A 25,781-nucleotide genomic window follows, 5' to 3' on the forward strand; every position below is an offset into this window, starting at 1 on the left:
ATGAGTCTTGTATTGCAGCGAATCGAAGAAACCCGAGTGGCGTTGGTCGGTGCCCTGGCCGAGCGCAACTGGGAGGCGATCGGTCAACTGGATCTCGATTGCCGTTCCTGCATGGAAGATGTCATGAGTGAGGCGTCTCTTGATGAGGTAGCGCTGCGGGACAATCTTGAGGAGTTGCTGCACGTTTACAAGCAGCTGCTTGAAGTCGCCATGGGTGAGCGTCAGGCGATAGTCGACGAGATGTCGCAGATCACCCAAGCGCAGAATGCGGCAAAGGTTTACCATCTGTTTGGTTAATTAACCCTCAGTTAATCCAGACATGTGCGCCATAAATTTGACTGTGCACGGTTTTTTGACTTAACTAGTGGCTGTTTTCAGATTTCAGGCGTCTACAGGCACAAGGTGTCCTGCAAGCGTCTCGCTTGCCCCTCATTTTGGGCATTGAGTTGACTAGGGAAGTTGCTATTGCATGTGGCGTGAAACCAAAATTCTGCTGATCGATGACGATAGCGTCCGCCGCCGCGACCTGGCGGTGATCTTGAATTTTCTTGGCGAAGAAAATTTACCCTGCGGAAGCCATGACTGGCAGCAGGCAGTCGGCTCTTTGTCGTCTAGTCGTGAGGTCATTTGCGTACTGATCGGGACGGTCAATGCTCCTGGTGCGCTTTTGGGCCTGTTAAAGACACTCTCAACCTGGGATGAGTTCCTTCCGGTTTTGCTGATGGGCGATAATTCTTCGGTTGACTTGCCCGAAGACCAGCGCCGCCGGGTACTTTCGACCCTCGAAATGCCGCCGAGCTACAGCAAACTGCTGGACTCCCTGCACCGCGCCCAGGTCTATCGCGAGATGTACGACCAGGCCCGCGAGCGCGGCCGTCATCGTGAGCCCAACCTGTTTCGTAGTCTCGTCGGCACCAGCCGCGCGATCCAGCATGTGCGTCAGATGATGCAGCAAGTGGCCGACACCGACGCCAGCGTACTGATCCTCGGCGAGTCCGGCACCGGCAAGGAAGTGGTTGCGCGCAACCTGCATTACCATTCCAAGCGCCGCGACGCGCCGTTCGTGCCGGTCAACTGTGGAGCAATCCCGGCCGAGTTGCTGGAAAGCGAGCTGTTCGGTCACGAGAAGGGTGCCTTCACCGGCGCGATCACCAGCCGTGCCGGTCGTTTCGAGCTGGCCAACGGCGGTACGCTGTTCCTCGATGAAATCGGCGACATGCCGCTGCCGATGCAGGTCAAGCTATTGCGTGTGCTGCAGGAGCGCACCTTCGAGCGCGTGGGCAGCAACAAGACCCAGAGCGTCGACGTGCGCATCATCGCGGCGACCCACAAGAATCTCGAAAGCATGATCGAGATCGGCACCTTCCGCGAAGACCTCTACTATCGCCTGAACGTGTTCCCGATCGAGATGGCGCCGCTGCGTGAGCGCGTCGAAGACATTCCGTTGCTGATGAACGAGCTGATCTCGCGCATGGAGCACGAGAAGCGCGGTTCGATCCGCTTCAACTCTGCTGCGATCATGTCTCTGTGCCGCCACGGCTGGCCGGGCAACGTCCGCGAGCTGGCCAACCTGGTGGAGCGCATGGCGATCATGCATCCGTACGGGGTGATCGGCGTGGTCGAGCTGCCGAAGAAATTCCGCTACGTCGACGACGAAGACGAGCAAATGGTCGACAGCCTGCGCAGCGATCTGGAAGAGCGTGTGGCGATCAACGGCCATACGCCGGACTTCACCGCCAACGCCATGCTGCCGCCGGAAGGTCTTGACCTGAAGGACTACCTCGGTGGTCTGGAGCAGGGCTTGATCCAGCAGGCGCTGGACGACGCCAACGGCATCGTGGCCCGCGCCGCCGAACGCCTGCGCATTCGCCGCACCACGCTGGTGGAGAAGATGCGCAAGTACGGCATGAGCCGTCGTGAAGGAGATGAACAGGCGGATGATTGACGCCTGTTTTTCAACTGCTTCATTTATAGGCGGTTTTTTTTAGGCACGGGTATTGCTACATCCCTCGCAACGTTCCGTTTAACTGACGGTCAGCCAAGCGAGAGAGCACAATGCCCCAAGCCTCCCAGATGTCTTCTGTCCCCGAGTCCTCGGGGCAACTGCCGTCCGTAGAGCAGGCGAGCCGCCAAGGGCTTGAGCAGGCATTCGCCCTGTTCAATCAAATGTCCAGCCAGCTGACCGACTCCTACAGCATGCTCGAAGCCCGGGTTACCGAGCTCAAGGGTGAGCTGGCCGTAGTCAGCGCCCAGCGCATGCAGGAACTGGCGGAAAAAGAACGGCTGGCCAACCGTCTGCAAAACCTTCTCGATCTGTTGCCCGGTGGCGTCATCGTCATCGACGGTCACGGCATCGTGTGCGAGGCCAATCCCGCCGCCATAGAATTGCTTGGCCTGCCGCTGGAAGGCGAGTTGTGGCGCCATGTCATCGCCCGTTGCTTCGCGCCCCGTGAAGATGACGGCCACGAAATTTCCTTGAAAAACGGTCGACGCCTGTCGATTGCCACCCGCTCGCTGGATGCCGAGCCGGGGCAGTTGGTGCTGCTCAACGACCTGACTGAAACCCGTCACTTGCAGGATCAGTTGGCCCGCCACGAGCGACTGTCGTCCCTGGGGCGGATGGTCGCGTCGCTGGCTCATCAGATTCGCACGCCGTTGTCCGCCGCATTGTTATACGCCAGTCATTTGACCGAGCAGCAATTGCCGGTCGCCACCCAGCAGCGTTTCGCCGGGCGCCTCAAGGAGCGCCTGCACGAGCTGGAGCATCAGGTGCGCGACATGTTGGTGTTCGCTCGCGGTGAGCTGCCGCTGACCGATCGCGTCACGCCCGGCGCCTTGATGCAGTCGTTACAGGCTGCGGCGCTGACCCATGTGCAGGATCTGCCGATTCGCTGGCAGTGCGACAGCCACGCCGGCGAGTTGCTGTGCAACCGCGACACGCTGGTCGGGGCGTTACTCAATCTGATTGAAAACGCGATTCAGGCGAGTGCCGGCGAGGTGCGTCTGAAGGTGCATTGCTATACCCGCGACAACACCTTGCGCCTGTGTGTGAGTGACAGCGGCAGCGGTATCGATGCGGCAGTGCTGGCGCGGTTGGGCGAGCCCTTTTTCACCACCAAAGTCACCGGCACCGGCCTGGGCCTGACCGTGGTCAAGGCCGTGGCGCGTGCGCATCAGGGAGAATTGCAGCTGCGTTCGCGGGTCGGGCGCGGTACGTGCGCGCAGGTCATCCTGCCGTTGTTTTCTGCTGTACAGGGAGCTGAGTGAAGGTCATGGGCATCAAGGTTCTGCTGGTCGAGGATGACCGCTCGTTGCGCGAGGCGCTGGCCGATACGCTGTTGCTGGCCGGCCACGACTACCACGCAGTGGGTTCGGCCGAAGAGGCGCTGAAGGCCGTCGAGCGCGAAGCGTTCAGTCTGGTGGTCAGCGACGTCAACATGCCGGGCATGGACGGCCATCAATTGCTCGGCTTGCTGCGCGCGCGGCAGCCGCAATTGCCGGTGCTGCTGATGACTGCCCATGGCGCAGTCGAGCGCGCGGTCGATGCGATGCGCCAGGGGGCGGCGGATTATCTGGTCAAACCGTTCGAGCCCAAGGCCCTGCTGGATCTGGTAGCGCGTCACGCCCTGGGCAGTCTCGGTATCAGCGACGCTGAAGGGCCGATCGCGGTCGAGCCCGCCAGTGCTCAATTGCTGGATCTGGCGGCGCGGGTCGCACGCAGCGATTCCACCGTGCTGATCTCCGGCGAGTCCGGTACCGGCAAGGAAGTGCTGGCGCGCTACATTCACCAGCAGTCTCATCGCGCCAGTCAGCCGTTCATTGCGATCAACTGTGCGGCGATCCCGGACAACATGCTCGAAGCGACCCTGTTCGGTCACGAAAAAGGCTCGTTCACCGGCGCCATCGCAGCCCAGGCCGGCAAGTTCGAACAGGCGGACGGCGGCACCATTCTGCTCGATGAAATTTCCGAAATGCCCCTGGGCTTGCAAGCCAAGTTGCTGCGGGTGTTGCAGGAGCGGGAAGTGGAGCGGGTCGGTGCGCGCAAGCCGATCACCCTCGATATTCGCGTGGTGGCGACCACCAACCGGGATCTGGCCGGCGAAGTCGCGGCGGGGCGGTTTCGTGAAGACCTTTACTATCGTCTGTCGGTATTTCCCCTGGCCTGGCGTCCGTTGCGCGAGCGCACCGCCGATATCCTGCCGCTGGCCGAGCGTCTGTTGGCCAAACACGTCAATAAAATGAAGCATGCGATGGCGAAGTTTTCGCCCGAGGCGCAAGCGTGCCTGATTGGTTATCCGTGGCCGGGCAACGTGCGCGAGCTGGATAACGCGGTCCAGCGGGCCTTGATTCTCCAGCAGGGCGGGTTGATCCAGCCGCAGGATTTCTGTCTCTCCGGGCCTGCGCTGTTCGCTCCATTGCCGGCGGTTGCGCCGGTTGTACCGGTCATTCGTGAAGTCGAGATCGAGGCGGACTCGGCCGGTGCGCTGGGCGATGACCTGCGTCGCCGCGAGTTCCAGATGATCATCGACACCCTGCGCACCGAGCGCGGTCGGCGCAAGGAAGCGGCGGAAAAACTCGGCATCAGCCCGCGCACCCTGCGTTACAAACTGGCGCAAATGCGCGATGCGGGCATGGATGTCGAAGGCTACCTGTTCGCGACCTGACCAGTGGCGCAAACGTTTGAAACGGCTTTTCTGAAAGCGGTGCCCATGAGCTGGCACCGTTGTTGCTAACACCTGAGTACCCGCCGAGTGAGTGTCAAAAAATTGCGGGCCGCCCAAGAGAGTAGACCATGAGCCAAGGTATTGAATTTAATCGGTTGATGATGGACATGAAGGCCATGCAAATGGACGCCATGTCGAAGCCGAAATCGACTTCCGTTGTCCCGGAAGTGGCAGGCAGCAACTTTTCCGACATGCTCGGTCAGGCCATCAACAAAGTGAACGATACCCAACAGGCTTCGAGTCAATTGGCCAACGCGTTCGAAATCGGCAAGAGCGGCGTCGATCTGACGGACGTGATGATTGCCTCGCAAAAAGCCAGCGTGTCGTTCCAGGCCCTGACCCAGGTGCGCAACAAGCTGGTTCAGGCTTATCAAGACATCATGCAGATGCCGGTTTAAGGACGAGATTGAGTCATGGCAGAAGCAGTCGCCGATAACGTTCCGGCCAAGGCCACCCCGATAGACGGCAAACCGCCGCTGTTCGGCCTGTCCTTCCTGGAAAACCTCTCCGAGATGACCGTGCTGCGTCAGGTGGGCCTGTTGGTCGGCCTGGCCGCGAGCGTGGCGATTGGCTTTGCCGTGGTGCTGTGGTCGCAGCAACCGGACTACCGGCCTCTGTACGGCAGCCTTGCCGGCATGGACGCCAAGCAGGTCATGGACACTCTGGCCTCCGCCGACATTCCCTACACCGTCGAACCGAACTCCGGCGCCTTGCTGGTCAAGGCCGATGACCTGTCCCGTGCGCGACTGAAACTTGCGGCCGCTGGTGTCACTCCCAGCGACGGCAACATCGGTTTTGAAATCCTCGACAAGGAACAGGGGCTGGGCACCAGCCAGTTCATGGAAGCGACCCGTTACCGTCGCGGCCTCGAAGGTGAGCTGGCCCGCACCATTTCCAGCCTGAACAACGTCAAGGGCGCGCGCGTTCACCTGGCGATCCCGAAAAGTTCGGTGTTCGTGCGTGACGAACGCAAGCCAAGCGCTTCGGTACTGGTCGAGTTGTACTCCGGTCGTTCGCTGGAGCCTGGCCAGGTGGTTGCCATCATCAACCTCGTGGCAACCTCCGTTCCCGAGCTGAGCAAATCGCAGATCACCGTCGTCGACCAGAAGGGCAACCTGCTGTCGGATCAGGCGGAAAACGCCGAAATGACCATGGCCGGCAAGCAGTTCGATTACAGCCGCCGCATGGAAAGCATGCTGACCCAGCGTGTGCACAACATTCTGCAACCGGTACTGGGCAACGATCGCTACAAGGCTGAAGTCTCGGCCGACATTGATTTCAGTGCCGTCGAATCGACCGCCGAGCAGTTCAACCCGGATCAACCGGCCCTGCGCAGCGAGCAGTCGGTCAACGAACAACGCACCGCCAGCAATGGCCCGCAAGGTGTGCCGGGTGCCCTGAGCAACCAGCCGCCGTCGCCGGCTTCGGCACCGCAAACCACCGGTGGCGCAGCGGCCCCGGCGAGCATGGTGCAACCTGGCCAGCCACTGGTTGATGCCAACGGTCAGCAGATCATGGACCCGGCCACCGGCCAGCCAATGCTCGCGCCGTACCCGGCGGACAAGCGTCAACAATCCACCAAGAACTTCGAGCTCGACCGTTCCATCAGCCATACCAAACAGCAGCAGGGTCGCCTGAATCGCCTGTCGGTGTCGGTCGTGGTGGACGATCAGGTCAAGATCAACCCGGCCAACGGCGAAACCACCCGTGCGCCGTGGAGCGCCGACGAATTGGCGCGCTTCACCCGTCTGGTGCAGGACGCCGTCGGCTTCGATGCCAGCCGTGGCGACAGCGTCAGCGTGATCAACATGCCGTTCTCCGCCGAGCGCGGCGAAGTGATCGCTGATATTCCGTTCTACTCCCAGCCATGGTTCTGGGACATCGTCAAACAAGTGCTGGGCGTGTTGTTCATCTTGGTGCTGGTGTTCGGCGTGCTGCGTCCGGTGCTCAACAACATCACCGGTGGCGGCAAAAGCAAGGAGCTGGCCGGTCTGGGCGGCGACATGGAACTCGGTGGCATGGGCGGTCTGGATGGTGAACTGTCCAACGATCGCGTCAGCCTCGGCGGCCCGACCAGCATCCTGCTGCCGAGCCCGAGCGAGGGTTATGACGCTCAGTTGAACGCAATCAAGAGTCTGGTGGCAGAAGATCCGGGTCGTGTGGCCCAGGTCGTGAAAGAGTGGATTAACGCAGATGAGTGATAACCGAGCCGCCGTCGCCAAACTGTCCCGGGTCGATAAAGCCGCGATCCTGCTGCTGTCCCTGGGTTCGACCGATGCCGCACAAGTGCTGCGCCACATGGGCCCCAAAGAGGTCCAGCGCGTGGGTGTGGCCATGGCCCAGATGGGCAACGTCCACCGTGAGCAGGTCGAGCAGGTCATGAGCGAGTTCGTCGACATCGTCGGCGACCAGACCAGCCTGGGCGTCGGCTCCGACGACTACGTGCGCAAAATGCTCACCCAGGCCCTGGGTGAAGACAAGGCCAACGGCCTGATCGACCGCATTCTGCTGGGCGGCAACACCAGTGGCCTCGACAGCCTGAAATGGATGGAGCCGCGCGCCGTTGCCGACGTGATCCGTTACGAGCACCCGCAGATCCAGGCGATCGTGGTCGCGTACCTCGATCCGGATCAGGCCGGTGAAGTGCTGGGCAACTTCGACCACAAGGTGCGTCTGGACATCATCCTGCGTGTCTCGTCGTTGAACACCGTACAGCCGGCCGCGTTGAAAGAGTTGAACCAGATCCTCGAGAAGCAGTTCTCCGGCAACTCGAACGCCTCGCGCACCACTCTGGGTGGCATCAAGCGGGCGGCGGACATCATGAACTTCCTCGACAGCTCGATCGAAGGCCAGCTCATGGACTCGATCCGCGAAGTCGACGAAGACCTGTCCGGTCAGATCGAAGATCTCATGTTCGTGTTCAACAACCTGGCCGATGTCGACGACCGCGGAATCCAGGCGCTGTTGCGCGAAGTGTCTTCCGATGTGCTGGTGCTGGCCCTCAAGGGTTCGGACGAAGGCGTCAAGGAGAAAATCTTCAAGAACATGTCCAAGCGTGCCGCCGAACTGCTGCGCGACGACCTCGAGGCCAAGGGCCCGGTGCGCGTCAGCGACGTGGAGACCGCGCAGAAGGAAATCCTCACCATCGCCCGCCGTATGGCCGAAGCCGGAGAAATCGTGCTCGGTGGCAAGGGCGGCGAGGAAATGATCTAAGCCCATGGACAAGCATGACGACGATGTGACGGACCTGATCCGTGCCCGGGACGTCCGCGGCTTCGATACCTGGGCCTTGCCCAGCTTCGACCCGCCGAAACCGGAGCCCGAGCCGGAACCGGAGCCTGAACCGCCGGAAATGGAAGAAGTGCCGCTGGAAGAGGTCCAGCCACTGACTCTGGAAGAACTCGAAAGCATCCGTCAGGAAGCCTACAACGAGGGCTTCGCCATCGGCGAAAAGGAAGGCTTTCACAGCGCCACCCTCAAGGTGCGCCAGGAAGCCGAAGTGGTCCTGACGGCCAAGGTCAACAGCCTTGAGCAACTGATGGGCCACCTCTTCGAACCCATCGCCGAGCAAGACACCCAGATTGAAAAGTCGCTGGTCGACCTCGTGCAGCACATCGCCCGTCAGGTGATCCAGCGCGAACTGGCCATCGACTCGACGCAGATCGAACACGTCATGCGCGACGCCCTCAAGCTGTTGCCGCTGGGCGTGGGCAATGTGCGGCTGTACGTCAATCCGCAGGATTTCGAACAGATCAAAGCCTTGCGCGAACGTCATGAGGAAACCTGGCGCATCGTCGAGGATGAATCGCTGCTGCCGGGCGGTTGCCGGGTCGAGACCGATCACAGCCGGATCGACGCCAGCATCGAAACCCGCGTCAGCCAGGTCATGGCCAAGCTGTTCGACCAGTTGCACGAACAGGCCCTGCACCCGGCTGCGCCGGACCTGAGCCTGGACCTGCCGGAGTCGCCAAAACCGGCACCGGTCGCAGAAGAACCGCTCGCGGACGCCCCCGATGCGCCTTGAACGCACCAGTTTCGCCAAGCGCCTGAGCACTTACGCCGAGGCCACCGAAATCGCCGGCGCGCCGATCCTCGAAGGGCGCCTGCTGCGCATGGTCGGCCTGACGCTCGAAGCCGAAGGCCTGCGCGCCGCCATGGGCACCCGCTGCATGGTGATCAACGACGACACCTATCACCCGTCCCAGGTTGAAGCCGAAGTCATGGGCTTTTCCGGCAGCAAGGTGTTCCTGATGCCGGTCGGCAGCGTGGCCGGCATTGCGCCGGGCGCCCGTGTGGTGCCGCTGGCTGACACCGGTCGCCTGCCGATGGGCATGAGCATGCTCGGTCGCGTACTGGACGGCGCCGGACGTGCGCTGGACGGCAAGGGCGGCATGAAGGCCGAAGACTGGGTGCCGATGGACGGCCCGACCATCAACCCGCTCAACCGTGACCCGATCAGCGTGCCGCTGGATGTCGGCATCCGTTGCATCAACGGTTTGTTGACGGTCGGTCGTGGTCAGCGTCTGGGCCTGTTCGCCGGTACCGGTGTCGGTAAATCGGTGCTGCTGGGCATGATGACCCGCTTCACCGAAGCCGACATCATCGTCGTCGGCCTGATCGGTGAGCGGGGTCGTGAGGTTAAGGAATTCATCGAGCACATCCTCGGTGAAGAAGGCCTCAAGCGTTCCGTGGTGGTGGCGTCGCCGGCGGACGATGCGCCACTGATGCGTCTGCGCGCGGCGATGTATTGCACGCGGATCGCCGAGTATTTCCGTGACAAGGGCAAGAACGTCCTGTTGCTGATGGATTCCCTGACCCGTTTCGCCCAGGCCCAGCGGGAAATCGCCCTGGCCATCGGCGAGCCGCCGGCGACCAAGGGTTATCCGCCGTCGGTATTCGCCAAACTGCCGAAACTGGTGGAGCGCGCCGGTAACGCGGAGAAGGGCGGTGGGTCGATCACCGCGTTCTACACCGTATTGTCCGAAGGCGATGACCAGCAGGACCCGATCGCCGACTCCGCGCGGGGTGTACTCGACGGGCACATCGTGCTGTCGCGGCGGCTGGCCGAGGAAGGTCATTACCCGGCCATCGATATCGAAGCCTCGATCAGTCGGGTGATGCCGGCGGTGGTGTCGCCGGAACACATGACGCGCGCGCAATACTTCAAGCAGCTGTGGTCGCGCTATCAACAGAGTCGCGACCTGATCAGCGTCGGTGCCTATGTCGCGGGCGGCGACCGCGAAACCGACACGGCCATCTCCCTTCAACCGCAGCTGGTCAGGTATCTGCGTCAGGGTCTCAACGACAACATCAGTCTGGGTGAAAGCGAGGCGTACCTCAGCACGATTTTCGCCCCGGCGGCCGGCGGGTAATCCGTCATGGCCCTGAGTCGAGCCGCGCGCCTGGCGCCGGTGGTGGACATGGCCGAGAAGGCCGAGAAAACCGCCGTGCAGCGCCTGGGTTATTTTCAGGGGCAGGTGAAAGTGGCCGAGAGCAAACTCGCCGACTTGCATGCCTTCCGTCTGGATTACTCCGAACAATGGATCGTGCGTGGCAGCACCGGCGTGTCCGGGCAATGGCTGCTCGGTTTTCAGGGCTTTCTCGCGCAACTCGACACCGCTGTCGATCAGCAGCGCCAGAGCCTGCAATGGCACCAGAACAACCTGGACAAGGCTCGTGATGCCTGGCAGCAGGCATTCGCCCGGGTGGAAGGTCTGCGCAAGCTTGTACAACGCTATATGGAAGAAGCGCAGCGCGCCGAAGACAAGCGCGAACAGAAGCTGCTGGACGAATTGTCCCAGCGTTTGCCTCGCCACGAGGCGTTTTGACGGGCAGATCTCGCACAAATCCCGACGCCATCGCGCCTTGCCCATGGCCCCTCCAAGTGCTAAACCTTGTACACGTTCGTCAATGACAAGGAAGCCAGTACATGTCAGTCGTTACAGAAGTTTCTGCGGACAAGAAAAAACTGACGATTTCGGTCAAGGGGCGATTCGATTTCGCCAAGCATCAGGAATTTCGCCAATCCTACGAAAAAGAGCAGCCCGAGTCGGTGATTGTCGACCTCAAGGAGGCGACTTATCTCGACAGTTCGGCACTCGGCATGCTGCTTCTGTTGCGTGATCACGTCGGTGGCGACGACTCGGAAATTCGCGTGGTCAACAGCAGTTCCGACGTGAAGAAAATCCTCGCCATCTCCAACTTCGACAAACTGTTCGACATCAGTTGACGGCCATGCAGCCGCAAGAGCCGCTGACAATCCTGATCGCCGAAGACAGTGCCGCCGACCGGCTGCTGTTGTCGACCATCGTCCGTCGTCAGGGGCATGAAGTGCTGACGGCCACCCACGGTGCGGAGGCGGTCGAGGCGTTTATCCGGCAAAAGCCGCATCTGGTGCTGATGGACGCCATGATGCCGGTGATGGACGGGTTCGAAGCCGCGCGGCAGATCAAGAAGCTGGCGGGTGAGAGCCTGGTGCCGATCATCTTCCTCACCTCGCTGACCGAGAGTGAAGCCCTGGCCCGTTGCCTTGAGGCCGGCGGTGACGACTTTCTGGCGAAGCCTTACAACCAGGTGATCCTCGCCGCCAAAATCAAGGCGATGGATCGCTTGCGGCGTTTGCAGGCCACGGTTCTTCAGCAACGCGACCTGATCGCCAGGCATCACGACTATCTGCTCAACGAGCAACGGGTCGCCAAGGCCGTATTCGACAAGGTCGCGCATTCCGGTTGCCTGAGCGCACCGAACATCCGTTACCTGCAATCGCCCTATGCGCTGTTCAACGGCGATCTGTTGTTGGCCGCGTACACCCCGTCCGGCGACATGCATGTGTTGCTCGGTGACTTCACCGGTCATGGATTGCCCGCGGCCGTCGGCGCGATGCCGCTGGCCGAAGTGTTCTATGGCATGACCGCCAAAGGTTACGGTCTGGCCGAGACCCTGCGGGAAATGAACGCCAAGCTCAAGCGCATCCTGCCGGTGGACATGTTCTGTTGCGCCACGCTGTTGTGCCTGAGTTTTCAGCGACGTTCGGTGGAGGTCTGGAACGGCGGCATGCCTGACGGTTATCTGCATTGCCTCGCCACCGGGGAGCGTACGCCGCTGGCGGCACGCCACTTGCCGTTGGGGGTGCTCAGCCCGCAGACCTTCGATGACCGCACCGAGGTTCACCCGATGGCGGTGGGTGACCGGGTATTCCTGCTCTCGGACGGCGTCATCGACACCTGCGATGCCAACGATCAGTTGTTCGGTGTCGAGCGCTTGCACAAGGTGTTCGCCGCCAATCGCCAGCCGGATCGGCTGTTCGAGGAAATCGAGCAGGCGTTGCAGGACTTTCGCGGCCAGGCCCGGGACGATGTGAGCATGGTCGAGGTCAGCCTGCTGGAAATGGCGCAGGTCAATCCAACGGCGCCAGTGTATTCCGACAGTGGCCAGTCCTGTCCGCTGGACTGGTCGGTGAGCTTCGAATTTCGCGGTGCCACGCTCAAACGCTTCAATCCGCTGCCTTACCTGTTGCAGTTGCTGCTTGAGGTGCATGGCTTGCGGGCGCAGAGTGGCGCACTGTACAGCGTGCTGGCCGAGCTTTATTCCAATGCGCTGGAACATGGCGTGCTGGGTCTGGATTCAAGCCTCAAGCGCGATGCCTCAGGTTTCGCCCGTTATTACGAGCAGCGCAATGCGCGCCTCGAGGCCTTGCAGGACGGTTACGTGCGCGTGCATTTGCAGGTGCGGCCGGAAGGCGAGGGCGGTTGTCTGGTGGTGCGAGTCGAGGACAGCGGCCAGGGATTCGATGTCTCGCGCGTGATGGAACAGCCGCTCGACGATGTCCGTCTGTCGGGACGCGGTGTCAGTCTGATCCGGCAGTTGAGCAAAAACCCGAGCTGGTCGGACGATGGTCGCAGTGCCCGCGTGGAGTTTTTCTGGGAGGCTCTGGCATAATCCGCGCATTCTTGATCAAGGAGTGAACAAGTGGCTGATACACATGTGGACCACGAGGCGCTAAGCGCGCTGCGGGAAGTGATGGAAGACAGCTATCCGGAACTGCTGGATACCTTTCTTGCCGATTCCGAAAATCGCCTGCGGGAGTTGCAGCAGACTGCCGATGCCGATGCATTGTCATCCGTTGCGCACAGCTTCAAGGGCAGCAGCAGCAACATGGGCGCGATTCGTCTTGCGGTGTTGTGCCAGGAGCTGGAACAGCATGCCAAAGACAAAAGCCCTTCTGAAATCATCAAGCTGGTCGCCGATATCCATAGCGAATTCGCCGATGTGCGGCCCGTTTATGTCGCCGAGCGGCAGCGCTCGCTGACCCACTGAACCTGCCGTCGGGCGGTTTTGTCGCAATTCTGACGAAACTGGCCCGGCACTTGCAGTCATCTATCCCAACTGTACCTACGATCCCAGTGCAGCGGAGACCGTGCCATGCCTGCAAGCCCCAACATTCTTCTTCAGACCGCCGCCCAGGCCAAGGCGCAAGCTGCCTCGGCCAAATCATCGGCAGTGGCCGCAGAGCCCGGGGACAAGGCCTCCAGCTTCGCTCAGGTGTTCGCCGATCAAGGCCCGAACAAACCCTCGGTAAGCGTCGACAATTCGGCAAAACCTGCCCGTGACAAGGTGGCTGACAACAGCGGCAAGAAAGACCTGGGCAAGGATCAGTCTGCCGCCCCGGCGCCGGCGGTTGCCGATAGCGGCAAAGCCTTGCCCGCCGACAAACCGGCGACGGCGGCAACGGACGACAAGACTGCTGCTGATGATGAGACTGCCGATACCGCAACGACTCCTGTTGTCGACACAGCACCGGTGGATCCGGCACTGGTGGCAGCGGTAGAGCCCGTCGTTACCGCACCGGTAGCCGCCACCCCTGTCGTCGATACCGCCGCAAAACCGGAAACCGACAAATCAGCCGTGGCGGCATTGCCGGGTATGGTCAAGGATCCGGCACCGGCCACTGACCCGGCTTTCGACCCCGAGGCGGATCCGCTGGATTCGCTGCCTGCCGTGCGCATGGCCATGGAGCAGAGTGGGCACATTTCCGCGTCCAGTCAGTCTCAACCCAAGGCCACCCCGGCCCAGGCTCAGGCTGACGGTGAATTGACCTCGGCGCAGAACTTCGCTGCCGGCATGGCCAGCATGCTTGATGTGCAGGCGGACAAGGACAGCACCAGCCAGGGCGGCGAAAAGGCATTCAGCGGTCTGATCGATGACGGCCTGAAAGACCTGAAGACTGCCACCAGCGATACCCGCGTGGATGATTTCGCCAACCGTCTGGCGGCGCTGACTCAGGCTGCCACGCCGAAAACCGCCAACGCGGTGCCGGTGAACCAGCCGATTGCCATGCACCAGAACGGCTGGACCGAAGAAGTGGTCAACCGCGTCATGTACCTGTCGAGCAACAACTTGAAGGCGGCTGACATCCAGTTGCAGCCGGCCGAGCTGGGACGGCTGGATATCCGGGTGAACATGGTGCCGGACCAGCAGACCCAGGTGACCTTCATGAGCGCGCATCCGAGCGTGCGTGAAGCCCTCGACGGTCAGATGCACCGCCTGCGCGAGATGTTCACCCAGCAAGGCATGGGCCAGGTCGACGTCAACGTTTCCGACCAGAACCGTGGCTGGCAGGGTCAGAGCCAGGAGCAGGCGCAACAAGGCCAGACGGGGCGCACCCGTGCTGCTGGTGGTCGCCTGGACTCTTCGGAAGAAGAGTTGACGTCTGCGACCGTGGCTGAAGCGGCTGCTACGGCCACACACGTGATCGGCTCCAGCGCCGTCGACTACTACGCCTGATATTCAAGGCAAATTAACTGTGGGAGCGAGCTTGCTCGCGAAGGCTTTTTGACGAACAACACCTGTGTTGAATGTTAAACCGCTTTCGCGAGCAAGCTCGCTCCCACAGTTGTTTGCGCTGCCCCTGTCTACCCCTCCAACACTTCTGGCATAACACTTGCTCTTGCCTTGCCGTGCGACTGTGAAAACCCGATTAGTGACGGATTATTGGCATGGCGAAGAGCGAAGCTGCAGCAGTAAAAGACCCCGCAACCAAAGGCAAACTCAAGCTGATCATCATGATCGTGCTGGGTCTGTTGCTGGCGATCGGTACGTCCGTGGGGGCGACCTGGTTCTTCATGCACAGTGCCCAGAGCAAGCCCCAGGCGGCCGCCGAAGCGGCACCGGTCGGCAAGCAACCGGCGATTTTCGAGCCGATGGCGCCGGCCTTCGTGGCCAACTACAACCAGAACGGCCGTCAGCGCTACATGCAGGTGAGCATCACCATGCTGGCGCGCAATCAGGCGGATCTGGAAGCGCTCAAAGTGCACATGCCGGTAATCCGCAACAACCTGGTGATGCTCTTCTCCGGTCAGGATTTCGCCACGCTGGCGACCCCGGTCGGTCAAGAGATGCTGCGCCAGAAGGCCACAGCCAGCGTCCAGGAAGTGGCGCAGAAAGAGCTGGGCAAAGTGGTGATCGAACAGTTGCTTTTCACTAATTTCGTACTGCAGTAGGAACACGACATGGCCGTGCAGGATCTGCTGTCCCAGGATGAAATCGACGCGCTGTTGCATGGCGTCGACGATGGTCTGGTACAGACCGATAACGCTGCCGAACCCGGCAGTGTCAAAAGCTACGACCTGACCAGCCAGGATCGCATCGTCCGTGGACGCATGCCGACTCTGGAAATGATCAACGAGCGTTTTGCCCGCTACACCCGTATCAGCATGTTCAACATGCTGCGCCGCTCGGCGGACGTTGCCGTCGGTGGCGTACAGGTGATGAAGTTCGGCGAATACGTGCACTCGCTGTACGTGCCGACCAGCCTCAACCTGGTCAAGATCAAACCCCTGCGCGGCACCGCGCTGTTCATCCTCGACGCCAAACTGGTGTTCAAGCTGGTGGACAACTTCTTCGGCGGCGATGGCCGTCACGCCAAGATCGAAGGGCGTGAATTCACCCCGACCGAACTGCGCGTGGTGCGCATGGTGCTGGAGCAGGCGTTCGTCGATTTGAAAGAAGCCTGGCAGGCGATCATGGAAGTCAACTTCGAGTACATCAACTCGGAAGTGAACCCGGCCATGGCCAACATCGTCGGCCCGAGCGAAGCGATCGTGGTTTCCACGTTCCACATCGAACTCGACGGCGGTGGCGGCGACCTGCACGTGACCATGCCGTACTCGATGATCGAGCCGGTGCGTGAAATGCTCGACGCCGGTTTCCAGTCGGACCTCGACGACCAGGACGAACGCTGGGTCAACGCCCTGCGCCAGGACGTGCTCGACGTCGACGTGCCGATCGGTGCCACCGTGGCTCGCCGCCAGTTGAAACTGCGCGACATCCTGCACATGCAGCCGGGTGACGTGATTCCGGTCGAAATGCCGGAAGACATGATCATGCGCGCCAACGGCGTGCCGGCCTTCAAGGTCAAGATGGGCTCGCACAAAGGCAACCTCGCGTTGCAGGTGATCGAGCCGATCGAGCGCCGCTGAAGCGGCGCCCTCACTCCCTGATTCTTTTACCGGTTTTTTGCCCGCCGAGGACAAATGATGAACGACGATATGAACACCCAGGACGATCAGGCACTGGCCGATGAATGGGCTGCCGCCCTGGAAGAAACCGGTGAAGCCGGACAGGCCGACATCGACGCGCTGCTGGCCGCCGACGCCAGCGCTTCGGGCTCCAACCGTCTGCCGATGGAAGAGTTCGGCAGCGTGCCGAAAAGCAACGAGCCGGTGTCGCTGGACGGCCCGAATCTGGATGTGATTCTCGACATCCCGGTGTCGATCTCGATGGAAGTGGGCAGCACCGACATCAACATCCGCAACCTGCTGCAACTCAACCAGGGTTCGGTGATCGAGCTTGATCGTCTGGCCGGTGAGCCGCTGGACGTGCTGGTCAACGGCACCCTGATCGCCCACGGCGAAGTGGTGGTGGTCAACGAAAAGTTCGGCATCCGTCTGACTGACGTGATCAGCCCGAGCGAACGCATCAAGAAGCTGCGCTGAGTGAAAAAGGTTCTGGGGGCTTTGTTCGGTCTGGCGCTGGCGTTGCCGTTCAGCGTGCTGGCGGCCGAGCCGGTGGCGACCACCGCAGCGGCGGCTGCCCCGGCCGTCAACAGCGGCGTGGCGGGTCAACTGACGCAACTGGTGCTGGGGCTGTTGCTGGTGCTGGGGTTGATCTTCTTCCTCGCCTGGTTGTTGCGCCGGGTGCAGCAGGCAGGTCCCGCCGGCAAGGGCCAGGTGATCGAGTTGATCGGTTCCCGCGCGCTCGGGCCGCGTGACCGTCTGATGCTGGTGCAGGTGGGCAACGAGCAGATTCTGCTCGGCCTCAGCCCCGGAACCATCACTGCGCTGCACGTGCTCAAAGAGCCGGTCGAGGTGCCGAGCACCGCCGACAAAGCGACTCCGGAATTTGCCCAGCATCTGTTGAAGATCCTCGGCAAGGATCAGAAGGATAAGAAGTAATGGGTGCGTTGCGCATCGTCTTGACCCTGGCCCTGATGTTGGCCGCGCCGCTGGCGTTTGCCGCCGATCCGTTGTCGATCCCGGCGATCACGCTGGGCACCAACGCCGAGGGCGCGCAGGAGTATTCGGTCAGCCTGCAGATCCTGTTGATCATGACGGCGCTGAGCTTCATTCCGGCCGCCGTCATCCTGATGACCAGCTTCACCCGGATCATCATCGTCTTCTCGATCCTGCGTCAGGCCCTGGGTTTGCAGCAGACGCCGTCGAACCAGATCCTCACCGGCATGGCCCTGTTTCTGACGCTGTTCATCATGGCGCCGGTGTTCGACCGGGTGAACAACGATGCCTTGCAGCCGTACCTCGCGGAAAAGCTGACCGCCCAGCAGGCAGTGGAAAAGGCCCAGGTGCCGATCAAGGACTTCATGCTCGCCCAGACCCGCTCCAGCGATCTGGAGCTGTTCATGCGCCTGTCCAAACGTACCGACATCGCCACTCCGGATGCTGCGCCGCTGACGATTCTGGTGCCGGCGTTCGTGACGTCTGAGCTGAAAACCGCGTTCCAGATCGGCTTCATGATCTTCATTCCGTTCCTGATCATCGACCTGGTGGTCGCGAGTGTGCTGATGGCGATGGGTATGATGATGCTCTCGCCGCTGATCATTTCCCTGCCGTTCAAAATCATGCTGTTCGTGCTGGTGGATGGCTGGGCGCTGATCATCGGCACCCTGGCCAGCAGTTTCGGAGGTGTATCGCCATGACGCCGGAAGTAGCGGTCGACATCTTTCGCGAAGCCCTGTGGCTGACCACCATGATGGTGGCGATCCTGGTGGTCCCGAGTCTGTTGGTGGGCCTGCTGGTGTCGATGTTCCAGGCCGCCACCCAGATCAACGAACAGACCCTGAGCTTCCTGCCGCGTCTGCTGGTGATGCTGGTAACGCTGATCGTCGCCGGCCCGTGGCTGGTGCAGACGTTCATGGAATACATCACGCAGTTGTACAAAAACATTCCGATGGTCATCGGCTAAGCCATGCAATCGCTGCTTCAGCTGACCGACACCCAGATCAGTACCTGGGTGGCGACGTTCATGCTGCCGCTGTTTCGTGTCGCCTCGATGTTGATGGTGATGCCGGTCTTCGGGACCACGCTGGTGCCCCGGCGTATCCGTCTGTACTTCGCTTTCGCGATCACCGTGGTGATCACGCCCAACCTGCCGCCGATGCCGGCGGTCAGCCCGCTGGATCTCAGCGGTCTGCTGATGATTGCCGAGCAGATCCTCGTGGGTGCGGTGCTGGGCTTCTCCTTGCAATTGTTCTTTCAGGCCTTCGTGGTGGCGGGGCAGATCGTCGCGATCCAGATGGGCATGGGCTTCGCGTCGATGATCGACCCAACCAACGGCGTGTCGGTGGCGGTGATCGGGCAGTTCTTCACGATGCTGGTGACCCTGCTGTTCCTGTCGATGAACGGGCATCTGGTGGTCTTCGAAGTGCTCACCGAAAGCTTCACCACGCTGCCGGTCGGCGGCGGGCTGATGACCACGCATTACTGGGAGCTGGCCGGCAAACTCGGTTGGGTGCTGGGCGCCGCGTTATTGCTGGTGCTGCCGGCGGTCACTGCGCTGCTGGTGGTCAACATCGCTTTTGGCGTGATGACCCGCGCTGCACCCCAGCTGAACATTTTCTCCATCGGCTTTCCGCTGACCCTGGTGCTCGGCCTGTTCATTGTCTGGGTCGGGCTGGCGGACATTCTCAATCAGTATCAACCGCTGGCCACCGAGGCCTTGCAGTTTTTACGCGAACTGGCAAAGGCGCGCTGAGTCATGGCTGAGAGCGAAAGCGGTCAGGACAAAACAGAAGACCCCACCGAGAAGCGCAAAAAGGACTCCCGGGAAAAGGGTGAGATTGCGCGTTCCAAGGAACTCAACACCCTGGCGGTCATGCTGGCCGGTGCGGGTGCGCTGCTGGTTTTTGGCGGAATGCTGGCGCAGGAGTTGATGGATCTGATGCGCCAGAACTTCACGCTGTCGCGGGAAGTGATCATGGATGAGCGTTCCATGGCGACCTTCCTGATGAACTCCGGGTTACAGGCATTGCTGGCCATCCAGCCGATCATGATTACCCTGTTGCTGGCCGCTTTCCTCGGGCCGATCGCGTTGGGTGGCTGGTTGTTCGCCGCCGGTTCGCTGGCACCCAAGTTCAGCCGGATGAACCCGGCGGCGGGCCTCAAGCGGATGTTCTCGATGAAGGCCGTGATCGAGCTGCTCAAGGCGCTGGCCAAGTTTCTCATCACGTTGGGTGTGGCGCTGGTGGTGCTCAACTCGGACATCGACGATCTGTTGCGCATCGCCCATGAGCCGCTGGACCGGGCGATCATCCACAGCCTGCAACTGGTGGGCTGGAGCTCGCTGTGGCTGGCGTGCGGGTTGATCATCATCGCGGCTGTCGATGTGCCCGTGCAGATCTGGGAGAGCATCAAAAAACTCAAGATGACCAAGCAGGAAGTGCGCGACGAGCACAAGGACCAGGAAGGTCGGCCGGAGGTCAAACAGCGGATTCGCCAGGTCCAGCGCGAGATGTCGCAACGGCGGATGATGGCCGCGATACCGGATGCCGACGTGGTCATCACCAACCCGACCCACTACGCCGTGGCGCTCAAGTACGACGCCGAGAAGGGTGGGGCGCCAATGCTGCTGGCCAAGGGCAGCGACTTCCTGGCGCTGAAGATCCGCGAAATCGCCGTGGCCAACAACGTCATGCTTCTCGAGTCGCCGGCGTTGGCGCGTTCGATCTATTACTCCACGGAACTGGAAGAAGAAATTCCCAGTGGCCTGTATCTGGCAGTCGCCCAGGTACTGGCCTACGTCTACCAGATCCGCCAGCATCAGGCCGGCAAGGGCAAGCGCCCGGATCCGCTCAAGGACGACCTGCCGATTCCGCCGGATCTGCGGCGCGATTCCTGATTGTGATGACGCAAAAAAACCGCCATCCGGTTGAATCCGGTGGCGGTTTTTTCATGCCCGATGACCTGTGTTGCCTGTGAGGTCGCTTTCGCGAGCAAGTCGAATCGTCGCACCGCCGCTCCCACAGGTTTAGCGTCGCTCTGAAAATATGAGCACACCACAAATCACTGTGGGAGCGAGCTTGCTCGCGATGACGTCAGCAGTCATGACACATCACTCAAGCCTTTACACCGGATTCGGCGACGTCGGTAGTTCCAGATTGTCCAGCACCCGATTTACTGCCAGCTCCCCGAGCATGATCAGTTGTGCAACCCCCACCAGCGTCCTGCGCTGCGAGGCGGGCATGAGATGGGTGAAGTCATTGACGATGGTTCTGGCGGAAGCCAGGGTTTCGCAGGCATCGACCAGCAGCTCTTCGTTTTTGAAGTCGGCGGTGACGGCGTACATTCTGCGGGTTTTGCGCGGTGGTGGTGTGGCGCCGGGCGGGCAGAGATAGTGATCGAGGGCGCGGTCGGCGGCTTCGTGAAGCTTTCTGGAATCGAGGGATTCGTAGGGCGAAGCAGGATCGGATTCGGGTGGGTTGGGTGTTGGTTTGATCATGGTGAAGCTCCTGAGTTATGGGGCCACTCTTACCTATCGCTAAACAAGTGAAGGTGGCAGCTGTACGCAGGTTAGCGAACCGGTCTCAGGCACCCCGGCAGACCCAAAGGTCTCCCGCATACAGCCGCCATAACGTAATTGCGGACGAAAAGTCCCACAACGAAGTCACGAACGCCGATGCACTGAGAAAGTTCGGGTCGCTAAACCCGATCGCTGATTCGTCAGCGACCGATCCACAATAGAACCCGACCCCAAGGCGCACAAGCCGGCGGATTCTGGCGTAGCTGTAGGCAATGGCGCAAGAATTCGTAGCCTCCAAGGCGTGTCTGAAGGTGTCTTTTAAACATCCGAATTTAAAAGACACTTCGTGCTGCTTTCTCGGGCCCCTTCGCGAGCGTGCGGCATTGCGGTCAGCAGAAAATCACGCTCAAAACCTCCTTTTCCCTACCCAAGCGAGCTGTGCCTTTTATCTGAAATAGTTCAACACCTGTCAGATCTGACAGTAGACAACCATTACTCTTTGGCGCCCCATAAACCCGGCACTCTTGCCATCATGAGCTCGCGCACCGTGAGTGTGATGGCTGACGATTCTTTCTTTGGAAGTCGGGGATTCATCATGGCGACGCGCGTTTACCGAAAACTGTCGGGCATGGAGCTGGAGTTTGTTTCAGGGAGGCTGGAAAGGGACGCAGGAGAGCGGGCCATCTTCTATGAGGTGACGTTCGACCTGAAGCTGGACTTTCTCAATTTCATGGTCATGGCCAATCAGTACATCCCGAATTATCTTGATTGGCCGATCAATGCGATCCGGCCTGAAATGGGTGGGTTCGCCTATCACTATGCCTACAATTACTTCTTCGATGCGGCAGGTAATATCCGCGATAACCAAGCGTTGTTTGCCCTGTTTACCCACTCCAGCTTTTACATGGATCAATGGTCGAGTGGGGGTGAACCGCTGGAGCGTAGGTATGAAAAACCCTCGTTCGTTGTCGTCAACAATTGGCTTCGTGTGACAGCCAGGCAGTACTTTCGCCTGAGTGCGGGCTATCCACTGATCGAGATCAGCGACCTGCCGCGCATATTCTTCGAATGGGCCCTGAATCTGATGGAGAGTGATGATCTGTTCTCTGGCGCCGCACCTGAAACCAGAGTGGTGCTTATGCAGGCTGACGAGGAGGTTGTTGATGTCGGCGGGGAAAGTGTGTTCAAGGGAACGCACTACCTCGATAGCGCAGCGCTGTCTTTCGGTCCTATTACGAAAGCCCATGTTTTGGTTGCCGGTTGACCGGCGAGATTTCAAATCTTCGCATTGCTCTGTCGCTGGGGCAGGCTTGCGCCGGACTCGGTGCACTTGCCCCCTCTCATTCAGGTCCGTCGCCCCTCTATTTCAATCCCCCGCAAAAGTTGGAAGGCTTCTTGCAGTAGCCGCCGTGCGCCTGCTTCGGGCGTCAAAAGTTTGCTTTAAAGGAACGGGGAAAACCGGTGGATCGCTCTCAGTTAATCAACAGTGCTCGCTCGAACATTGCCGACCTCAGTCGGGGCAATCTGGGTGTGCCGCTGTTGCTGCTGGTCATGCTGGCGATGATGATGTTGCCGGTGCCGCCGTTCCTGCTCGACGTGTTCTTCACCTTCAACATTGCCCTGTCCATCGTCGTGCTGCTGGTCTGCGTGTACGCCTTGCGGCCGCTGGATTTCGCGGTGTTCCCGACGATCCTGCTGGTGGCGACGCTGTTGCGACTGGCGCTGAACGTGGCCTCGACCCGTGTGGTGATGCTCCACGGTCAGGACGGCCACGCCGCTGCCGGTAAGGTGATCCAGGCCTTCGGTGAGGTGGTGATCGGCGGTAACTACGTGGTCGGTATCGTGGTTTTCGCGATCTTGATGATCATCAACTTCGTCGTGGTGACCAAGGGTGCCGGGCGGATTTCCGAGGTGAGCGCGCGTTTCACCCTCGATGCGATGCCCGGCAAACAAATGGCGATCGACGCCGACCTTAACGCCGGTCTGATCGATCAGGCCCAGGCCAAGGCCCGTCGTCAGGAAGTGGCCCAGGAGGCAGAGTTCTACGGTTCGATGGACGGTGCCAGCAAATTCGTGCGTGGTGATGCCATCGCTGGCTTGCTGATTCTGTTCATCAACCTGATCGGCGGCATGGCCGTCGGTATCTTCCAGCACAACATGAGCTTCGCCGATGCGGGCAAGGTTTACGCCTTGCTGACTATCGGTGACGGTTTAGTGGCGCAATTGCCATCACTGTTGTTATCTACAGCAGCAGCAATCATGGTGACCCGTGCTTCCGGCTCGGAAGACATGGGCAAGCAGATCAACCGCCAGATGTTCGCCTCGCCCAAAGCGCTGGCGGTGGCTGCCGGTCTGATGGCGGTCATGGGCCTGGTGCCGGGCATGCCGCACTTCTCGTTCCTGAGCATGGCTGCTCTGGCTGCCGGTGGCGCTTACCTGTTCTGGAAGAAGCAGAACGTGGCCAGGGTCGTCGCGCTGGAAGAGGTCAAGCGCCAGCAGGAGCTGCTGCCGTCGCCGGCCCGCGCCATGGAAACCAAGGAGTTGGGCTGGGACGACGTGACCCCGATCGACATGATCGGCCTGGAAGTCGGCTACCGCTTGATTCCGCTGGTGGACCGCAACCAGGGCGGCCAGTTGCTGGCGCGGATCAAGGGCGTGCGCAAGAAGCTTTCGCAGGATCTGGGCTTCCTGATGCCGACCGTGCACATCCGCGACAACCTCGACCTGGCGCCGAGCGCCTATCGCCTGACGCTGATGGGCGTGATCCTGGCCGAGGCCGAGATCTACCCGGATCGCGAACTGGCGATCAACCCGGGGCAGGTCTACGGCACGCTCAACGGGATTACCGCCAAAGATCCGGCTTTCGGCCTGGAGGCGGTGTGGATCGAGGTCAGCCAGCGCGCGCAGGCGCAATCGCTCGGTTACACCGTGGTCGATGCCAGCACCGTGGTTGCGACCCACTTGAACCAGATTCTGTACAAGCACTCCAGCGAGCTGATCGGCCACGAAGAAGTACAGCAACTGATGCAATTGCTGGCCAAGAGCTCGCCGAAGCTGGCCGAAGAGCTGGTGCCGGGCGTGGTCACGCTGTCGCAGCTGCTCAAAGTATTGCAGGCGTTGCTGGCCGAACACGTGCCGGTGCGCGATATCCGCAGCATTGCCGAAGCCATCGCCAACAATGCCGCCAAGAGTCAAGATACCGCCGCTTTGGTGGCCGCTGTGCGGGTCGGCGTTTCCCGTGCCATCGTCCAAAGCATTGTAGGGACTGAGTCGGAGCTGCCAGTTATCACGCTGGAGCCAAGGTTGGAACAAATATTGCTCAATAGTCTGCAGAAGGCAGGACAAGGCTCGGAAGAGGGCGTTCTGCTGGAGCCGAGCATGGCCGAGAAGCTGCAGCGTTCGCTGATTGAAGCGGCGCAGCGCCAGGAAATGCAAGGTCAGCCGGTGATCCTGTTGGTAGCAGGCCCGGTTCGCGCGATGCTCTCGCGCTTTGGTCGCCTGGCAGTTCCCGGACTGCATGTGCTGGCCTACCAGGAAATTCCGGACAACAAGCAAGTGACCATCGTTGCGACAGTAGGGCCCAACGGCTGAGGTAGTGGTTTATGCAAGTTAAGCGTTTTTTCGCCGCCGATATGCGTCAGGCCATGAAGCTGGTTCGTGATGAGCTGGGCGCTGATGCCGCCATTATTGGCAACCGCCGCATCGCCGGCGGCGTCGAGCTGACGGCGGCGCTCGATTACAAACTGTCGGCGCTGGCCCCGCGTGTTCCGAACATGGAACTCGAGGATGAGCTGCGCAAGACTCAGTCGCGCATCGTCACCGCCCAGGCCGAGCTGAGCCTGCGTGGCGAAGCCGACGGCAACACCAATCGCCAGCTGTTCGCCGGGTTGCCGTTGACGGCCGGCCTGCCGCTGACCGCTGCCGAACCGCTGACCGAACCGACCTACGAGGCTCCGGCCCGTCCGGCACCGGCGCCTGCACCGGTTTCCGCTGGCGTTGACCCGCGTGCGCTGGACTCGATGCGTTTTGAACTCAACAGCCTGCGCGAACTGATGGAAGTGCAACTCGGCACCCTGGCCTGGAACCAGTTGCAAGGCAGTCGTCCGGCCCAGGCCAATCTGTACCGTCGTCTGCAACGCATCGGTTTGTCCGGCCCGCTGTCCCGCGATCTGCTGTCGATGATCACCGAGATCGACGAGCCTCGTCAGGCCTGGCGCATGCTGCTGGCGCATCTGGCACGAATGATTGCCGTGCCGGAAGTCGAGCCGCTGGAAGAGGGCGGGGTCATTGCCATGGTCGGTCCTGCCGGCATGGGCAAGACCACCACCCTGGCCAAACTGGCCGCCCGCTACGTGCTCAAGTACGGCGCGCAGAACATCGCGCTGGTGAGCATGGACAGTTTCCGCATCGGCGCGCAGGAGCAGCTCAAAACGCTGGGCCGCATCCTCAATGTGTCGGTGACCCACGTCGATCCGGGCCAGTCCCTGGTGCAGGCGCTGGATCCTCTGCTGCGCAAGCGCGTGGTGCTGATCGACACCGCCGGCCTGCAGGCCAGCGATCCGGCCCTGCGCATGCAGCTGGAAAGTCTGGCCGGTCGTGGCATTCGGTCAAAAAATTATCTGGTGCTGGCAACCACCAGCCAGAAACAGGTTCTAACCGCCGCTTATCACAGTTACAAGCGTTGCGGGCTGGCCGGGTGCATCCTGACTAAACTGGATGAGACGGCAAGCCTTGGCGAAGTGTTGAGCCTGGCGATCAGTCACGAACTGCCGGTTGCCTACCTGACCGATGGGCCGCGTATTCCGGATGATCTGCATCTGCCGCGCCGTCATCAACTGGTCAGCCGCGCCGTCAGTGTGCAAATGCAGGAAGAACCCAGCGAAGAAGCCATGGCTGACATGTTCGCTGATATCTACCACAGCCCGACCAAGCAGGTTGGCTGAGGTAATGAACCGTTTTTGTACCTACATCGATGGTCTGCCATGCATTGTTCCGGTTGTGAACGCGCAGCCAGTAATGTGGCCTCCG

At 60.9% G+C, this 25,781-nt stretch carries 26 protein-coding genes; 25 read left to right on the top strand and 1 reads right to left on the bottom strand.

Features of this window, described 5'->3' with window-relative positions; translation table 11 throughout:
• The 22 genes from I5961_RS07780 (at window position 1) to flhB (ending at window position 20,132) form a co-directional block, all read left to right on the top strand.
• Window positions 1-297 carry a flagellar protein FliT gene (locus I5961_RS07780; RefSeq protein WP_085683003.1) on the top strand — a complete coding sequence of 99 codons (297 nt, stop codon included), beginning with the start codon at window positions 1-3 and terminating at the stop codon, window positions 295-297.
• 172 nt (window positions 298-469) lie between these two features.
• Complete coding sequence (locus I5961_RS07785; RefSeq protein WP_003222863.1) at window positions 470-1,945, top strand: sigma-54 dependent transcriptional regulator; 1,476 nt, start codon at window positions 470-472, stop codon at window positions 1,943-1,945.
• 110 nt (window positions 1,946-2,055) lie between these two features.
• The gene (locus I5961_RS07790; protein WP_085703342.1) at window positions 2,056-3,267 is read left to right on the top strand and encodes a sensor histidine kinase; all 1,212 of its coding nucleotides are present in this window, start codon (window positions 2,056-2,058) and stop codon (window positions 3,265-3,267) included.
• A gap of 5 nt (window positions 3,268-3,272) precedes the next feature.
• Window positions 3,273-4,664 carry a sigma-54-dependent transcriptional regulator gene (locus I5961_RS07795; RefSeq protein WP_227234837.1) on the top strand — a complete coding sequence of 464 codons (1,392 nt, stop codon included), beginning with the start codon at window positions 3,273-3,275 and terminating at the stop codon, window positions 4,662-4,664.
• 128 nt (window positions 4,665-4,792) lie between these two features.
• Window positions 4,793-5,122, top strand: a complete 330-nt coding sequence (fliE, locus tag I5961_RS07800; protein WP_227234839.1) for a flagellar hook-basal body complex protein FliE — start codon at window positions 4,793-4,795, stop codon at window positions 5,120-5,122.
• A gap of 15 nt (window positions 5,123-5,137) precedes the next feature.
• A complete protein-coding gene (fliF, locus tag I5961_RS07805) occupies window positions 5,138-6,925 on the top strand; it encodes a flagellar basal-body MS-ring/collar protein FliF (protein WP_085699463.1) in 1,788 nt (595 codons plus the stop codon).
• Window positions 6,918-7,937, top strand: a complete 1,020-nt coding sequence (gene fliG, locus I5961_RS07810; protein ID WP_007958288.1) for a flagellar motor switch protein FliG — start codon at window positions 6,918-6,920, stop codon at window positions 7,935-7,937. The genes fliF and fliG overlap by 8 nt, the downstream gene beginning before the upstream one ends.
• A 4-nt stretch (window positions 7,938-7,941) precedes the next feature.
• Window positions 7,942-8,748, top strand: coding sequence for a flagellar assembly protein FliH (fliH, locus tag I5961_RS07815; RefSeq protein WP_227234840.1), 807 nt, complete (start codon window positions 7,942-7,944; stop codon window positions 8,746-8,748).
• Window positions 8,738-10,096: a flagellar protein export ATPase FliI gene (fliI, locus tag I5961_RS07820; protein WP_085699459.1), complete on the top strand. Its 1,359-nt coding sequence runs from the start codon at window positions 8,738-8,740 to the stop codon at window positions 10,094-10,096. Before fliH ends, fliI begins: the two co-directional genes overlap by 11 nt.
• A gap of 6 nt (window positions 10,097-10,102) precedes the next feature.
• Window positions 10,103-10,552, top strand: a complete 450-nt coding sequence (gene fliJ, locus I5961_RS07825) for a flagellar export protein FliJ (RefSeq protein ID WP_085699457.1) — start codon at window positions 10,103-10,105, stop codon at window positions 10,550-10,552.
• Window positions 10,553-10,653: 101 nt separating this feature from the next.
• A complete protein-coding gene (locus tag I5961_RS07830) occupies window positions 10,654-10,953 on the top strand; it encodes an STAS domain-containing protein (RefSeq protein ID WP_011333053.1) in 300 nt (99 codons plus the stop codon).
• A 5-nt stretch (window positions 10,954-10,958) separates the two neighbouring features.
• Window positions 10,959-12,662: a fused response regulator/phosphatase gene (locus tag I5961_RS07835; protein ID WP_085699455.1), complete on the top strand. Its 1,704-nt coding sequence runs from the start codon at window positions 10,959-10,961 to the stop codon at window positions 12,660-12,662.
• A 30-nt stretch (window positions 12,663-12,692) separates the two neighbouring features.
• Window positions 12,693-13,040 carry an Hpt domain-containing protein gene (locus I5961_RS07840; RefSeq protein WP_085699453.1) on the top strand — a complete coding sequence of 116 codons (348 nt, stop codon included), beginning with the start codon at window positions 12,693-12,695 and terminating at the stop codon, window positions 13,038-13,040.
• A 105-nt stretch (window positions 13,041-13,145) separates the two neighbouring features.
• Window positions 13,146-14,507 (top strand): flagellar hook-length control protein FliK, encoded by a 1,362-nt coding sequence (locus I5961_RS07845; protein ID WP_227234842.1) that lies wholly within the window; start codon window positions 13,146-13,148, stop codon window positions 14,505-14,507.
• A 212-nt stretch (window positions 14,508-14,719) separates the two neighbouring features.
• Entirely contained in the window at window positions 14,720-15,223 is a 504-nt protein-coding gene (gene fliL / locus I5961_RS07850) for a flagellar basal body-associated protein FliL (protein WP_085699449.1), read from the top strand.
• 9 nt (window positions 15,224-15,232) lie between these two features.
• Window positions 15,233-16,201, top strand: coding sequence for a flagellar motor switch protein FliM (fliM, locus tag I5961_RS07855; RefSeq protein WP_003222890.1), 969 nt, complete (start codon window positions 15,233-15,235; stop codon window positions 16,199-16,201).
• A 57-nt stretch (window positions 16,202-16,258) separates the two neighbouring features.
• Complete coding sequence (gene fliN, locus I5961_RS07860) at window positions 16,259-16,717, top strand: flagellar motor switch protein FliN (protein WP_085699447.1); 459 nt, start codon at window positions 16,259-16,261, stop codon at window positions 16,715-16,717.
• Entirely contained in the window at window positions 16,718-17,176 is a 459-nt protein-coding gene (fliO, locus tag I5961_RS07865; protein WP_007951949.1) for a flagellar biosynthetic protein FliO, read from the top strand.
• Window positions 17,176-17,934, top strand: coding sequence for a flagellar type III secretion system pore protein FliP (gene fliP / locus I5961_RS07870; protein ID WP_039765605.1), 759 nt, complete (start codon window positions 17,176-17,178; stop codon window positions 17,932-17,934). The genes fliO and fliP overlap by 1 nt, the downstream gene beginning before the upstream one ends.
• On the top strand, window positions 17,931-18,200 hold the full coding sequence (gene fliQ, locus I5961_RS07875) for a flagellar biosynthesis protein FliQ (RefSeq protein ID WP_007951951.1): 270 nt from the start codon (window positions 17,931-17,933) through the stop codon (window positions 18,198-18,200). Before fliP ends, fliQ begins: the two co-directional genes overlap by 4 nt.
• A gap of 3 nt (window positions 18,201-18,203) precedes the next feature.
• The gene (fliR, locus tag I5961_RS07880; protein ID WP_085699443.1) at window positions 18,204-18,989 is read left to right on the top strand and encodes a flagellar biosynthetic protein FliR; all 786 of its coding nucleotides are present in this window, start codon (window positions 18,204-18,206) and stop codon (window positions 18,987-18,989) included.
• A 3-nt stretch (window positions 18,990-18,992) separates the two neighbouring features.
• Window positions 18,993-20,132, top strand: a complete 1,140-nt coding sequence (gene flhB, locus I5961_RS07885; protein WP_085703347.1) for a flagellar biosynthesis protein FlhB — start codon at window positions 18,993-18,995, stop codon at window positions 20,130-20,132.
• Window positions 20,133-20,357: 225 nt separating this feature from the next.
• Here flhB and I5961_RS07890 read toward each other — a convergent pair whose 3' ends face one another.
• Entirely contained in the window at window positions 20,358-20,732 is a 375-nt protein-coding gene (locus I5961_RS07890) for a DUF6124 family protein (RefSeq protein WP_227234843.1), read from the bottom strand.
• A gap of 553 nt (window positions 20,733-21,285) precedes the next feature.
• Between I5961_RS07890 and I5961_RS07895 the strand changes: the two genes are divergently transcribed.
• From I5961_RS07895 to flhF, 3 genes are all read left to right on the top strand, one after another.
• Window positions 21,286-22,017, top strand: a complete 732-nt coding sequence (locus tag I5961_RS07895) for a hypothetical protein (protein WP_227234845.1) — start codon at window positions 21,286-21,288, stop codon at window positions 22,015-22,017.
• Between the two features lie 197 nt (window positions 22,018-22,214).
• Window positions 22,215-24,344 carry a flagellar biosynthesis protein FlhA gene (gene flhA, locus I5961_RS07900; protein WP_085699437.1) on the top strand — a complete coding sequence of 710 codons (2,130 nt, stop codon included), beginning with the start codon at window positions 22,215-22,217 and terminating at the stop codon, window positions 24,342-24,344.
• Window positions 24,345-24,355: 11 nt separating this feature from the next.
• Window positions 24,356-25,696 carry a flagellar biosynthesis protein FlhF gene (gene flhF / locus I5961_RS07905; RefSeq protein ID WP_085605801.1) on the top strand — a complete coding sequence of 447 codons (1,341 nt, stop codon included), beginning with the start codon at window positions 24,356-24,358 and terminating at the stop codon, window positions 25,694-25,696.
• Window positions 25,697-25,781 lie beyond the last annotated feature (85 nt).

It is taken from the genome of Pseudomonas sp. IAC-BECa141 (assembly GCF_020544405.1).
Lineage (GTDB): Bacteria > Pseudomonadota > Gammaproteobacteria > Pseudomonadales > Pseudomonadaceae > Aquipseudomonas.

Bases quoted from the DNA above. Each gene is read 5' to 3' on its own strand.
- I5961_RS07780 (WP_085683003.1), top strand. From the start codon at position 1: ATGAGTCTTGTATTGCAGCGAATCGAAGAAACCCGAGTGGCGTTGGTC.
- I5961_RS07785 (WP_003222863.1), top strand. From the start codon at position 470: ATGTGGCGTGAAACCAAAATTCTGCTGATCGATGACGATAGCGTCCGC.
- I5961_RS07790 (WP_085703342.1), top strand. From the start codon at position 2,056: ATGCCCCAAGCCTCCCAGATGTCTTCTGTCCCCGAGTCCTCGGGGCAA.
- I5961_RS07795 (WP_227234837.1), top strand. From the start codon at position 3,273: ATGGGCATCAAGGTTCTGCTGGTCGAGGATGACCGCTCGTTGCGCGAG.
- fliE (WP_227234839.1), top strand. From the start codon at position 4,793: ATGAGCCAAGGTATTGAATTTAATCGGTTGATGATGGACATGAAGGCC.
- fliF (WP_085699463.1), top strand. From the start codon at position 5,138: ATGGCAGAAGCAGTCGCCGATAACGTTCCGGCCAAGGCCACCCCGATA.
- fliG (WP_007958288.1), top strand. From the start codon at position 6,918: ATGAGTGATAACCGAGCCGCCGTCGCCAAACTGTCCCGGGTCGATAAA.
- fliH (WP_227234840.1), top strand. From the start codon at position 7,942: ATGGACAAGCATGACGACGATGTGACGGACCTGATCCGTGCCCGGGAC.
- fliI (WP_085699459.1), top strand. From the start codon at position 8,738: ATGCGCCTTGAACGCACCAGTTTCGCCAAGCGCCTGAGCACTTACGCC.
- fliJ (WP_085699457.1), top strand. From the start codon at position 10,103: ATGGCCCTGAGTCGAGCCGCGCGCCTGGCGCCGGTGGTGGACATGGCC.
- I5961_RS07830 (WP_011333053.1), top strand. From the start codon at position 10,654: ATGTCAGTCGTTACAGAAGTTTCTGCGGACAAGAAAAAACTGACGATT.
- I5961_RS07835 (WP_085699455.1), top strand. From the start codon at position 10,959: ATGCAGCCGCAAGAGCCGCTGACAATCCTGATCGCCGAAGACAGTGCC.
- I5961_RS07845 (WP_227234842.1), top strand. From the start codon at position 13,146: ATGCCTGCAAGCCCCAACATTCTTCTTCAGACCGCCGCCCAGGCCAAG.
- fliL (WP_085699449.1), top strand. From the start codon at position 14,720: ATGGCGAAGAGCGAAGCTGCAGCAGTAAAAGACCCCGCAACCAAAGGC.
- fliM (WP_003222890.1), top strand. From the start codon at position 15,233: ATGGCCGTGCAGGATCTGCTGTCCCAGGATGAAATCGACGCGCTGTTG.
- fliN (WP_085699447.1), top strand. From the start codon at position 16,259: ATGAACGACGATATGAACACCCAGGACGATCAGGCACTGGCCGATGAA.
- fliP (WP_039765605.1), top strand. From the start codon at position 17,176: ATGGGTGCGTTGCGCATCGTCTTGACCCTGGCCCTGATGTTGGCCGCG.
- fliQ (WP_007951951.1), top strand. From the start codon at position 17,931: ATGACGCCGGAAGTAGCGGTCGACATCTTTCGCGAAGCCCTGTGGCTG.
- fliR (WP_085699443.1), top strand. From the start codon at position 18,204: ATGCAATCGCTGCTTCAGCTGACCGACACCCAGATCAGTACCTGGGTG.
- flhB (WP_085703347.1), top strand. From the start codon at position 18,993: ATGGCTGAGAGCGAAAGCGGTCAGGACAAAACAGAAGACCCCACCGAG.
- I5961_RS07890 (WP_227234843.1), bottom strand. From the start codon at position 20,732: ATGATCAAACCAACACCCAACCCACCCGAATCCGATCCTGCTTCGCCC.
- I5961_RS07895 (WP_227234845.1), top strand. From the start codon at position 21,286: ATGAGCTCGCGCACCGTGAGTGTGATGGCTGACGATTCTTTCTTTGGA.
- flhF (WP_085605801.1), top strand. From the start codon at position 24,356: ATGCAAGTTAAGCGTTTTTTCGCCGCCGATATGCGTCAGGCCATGAAG.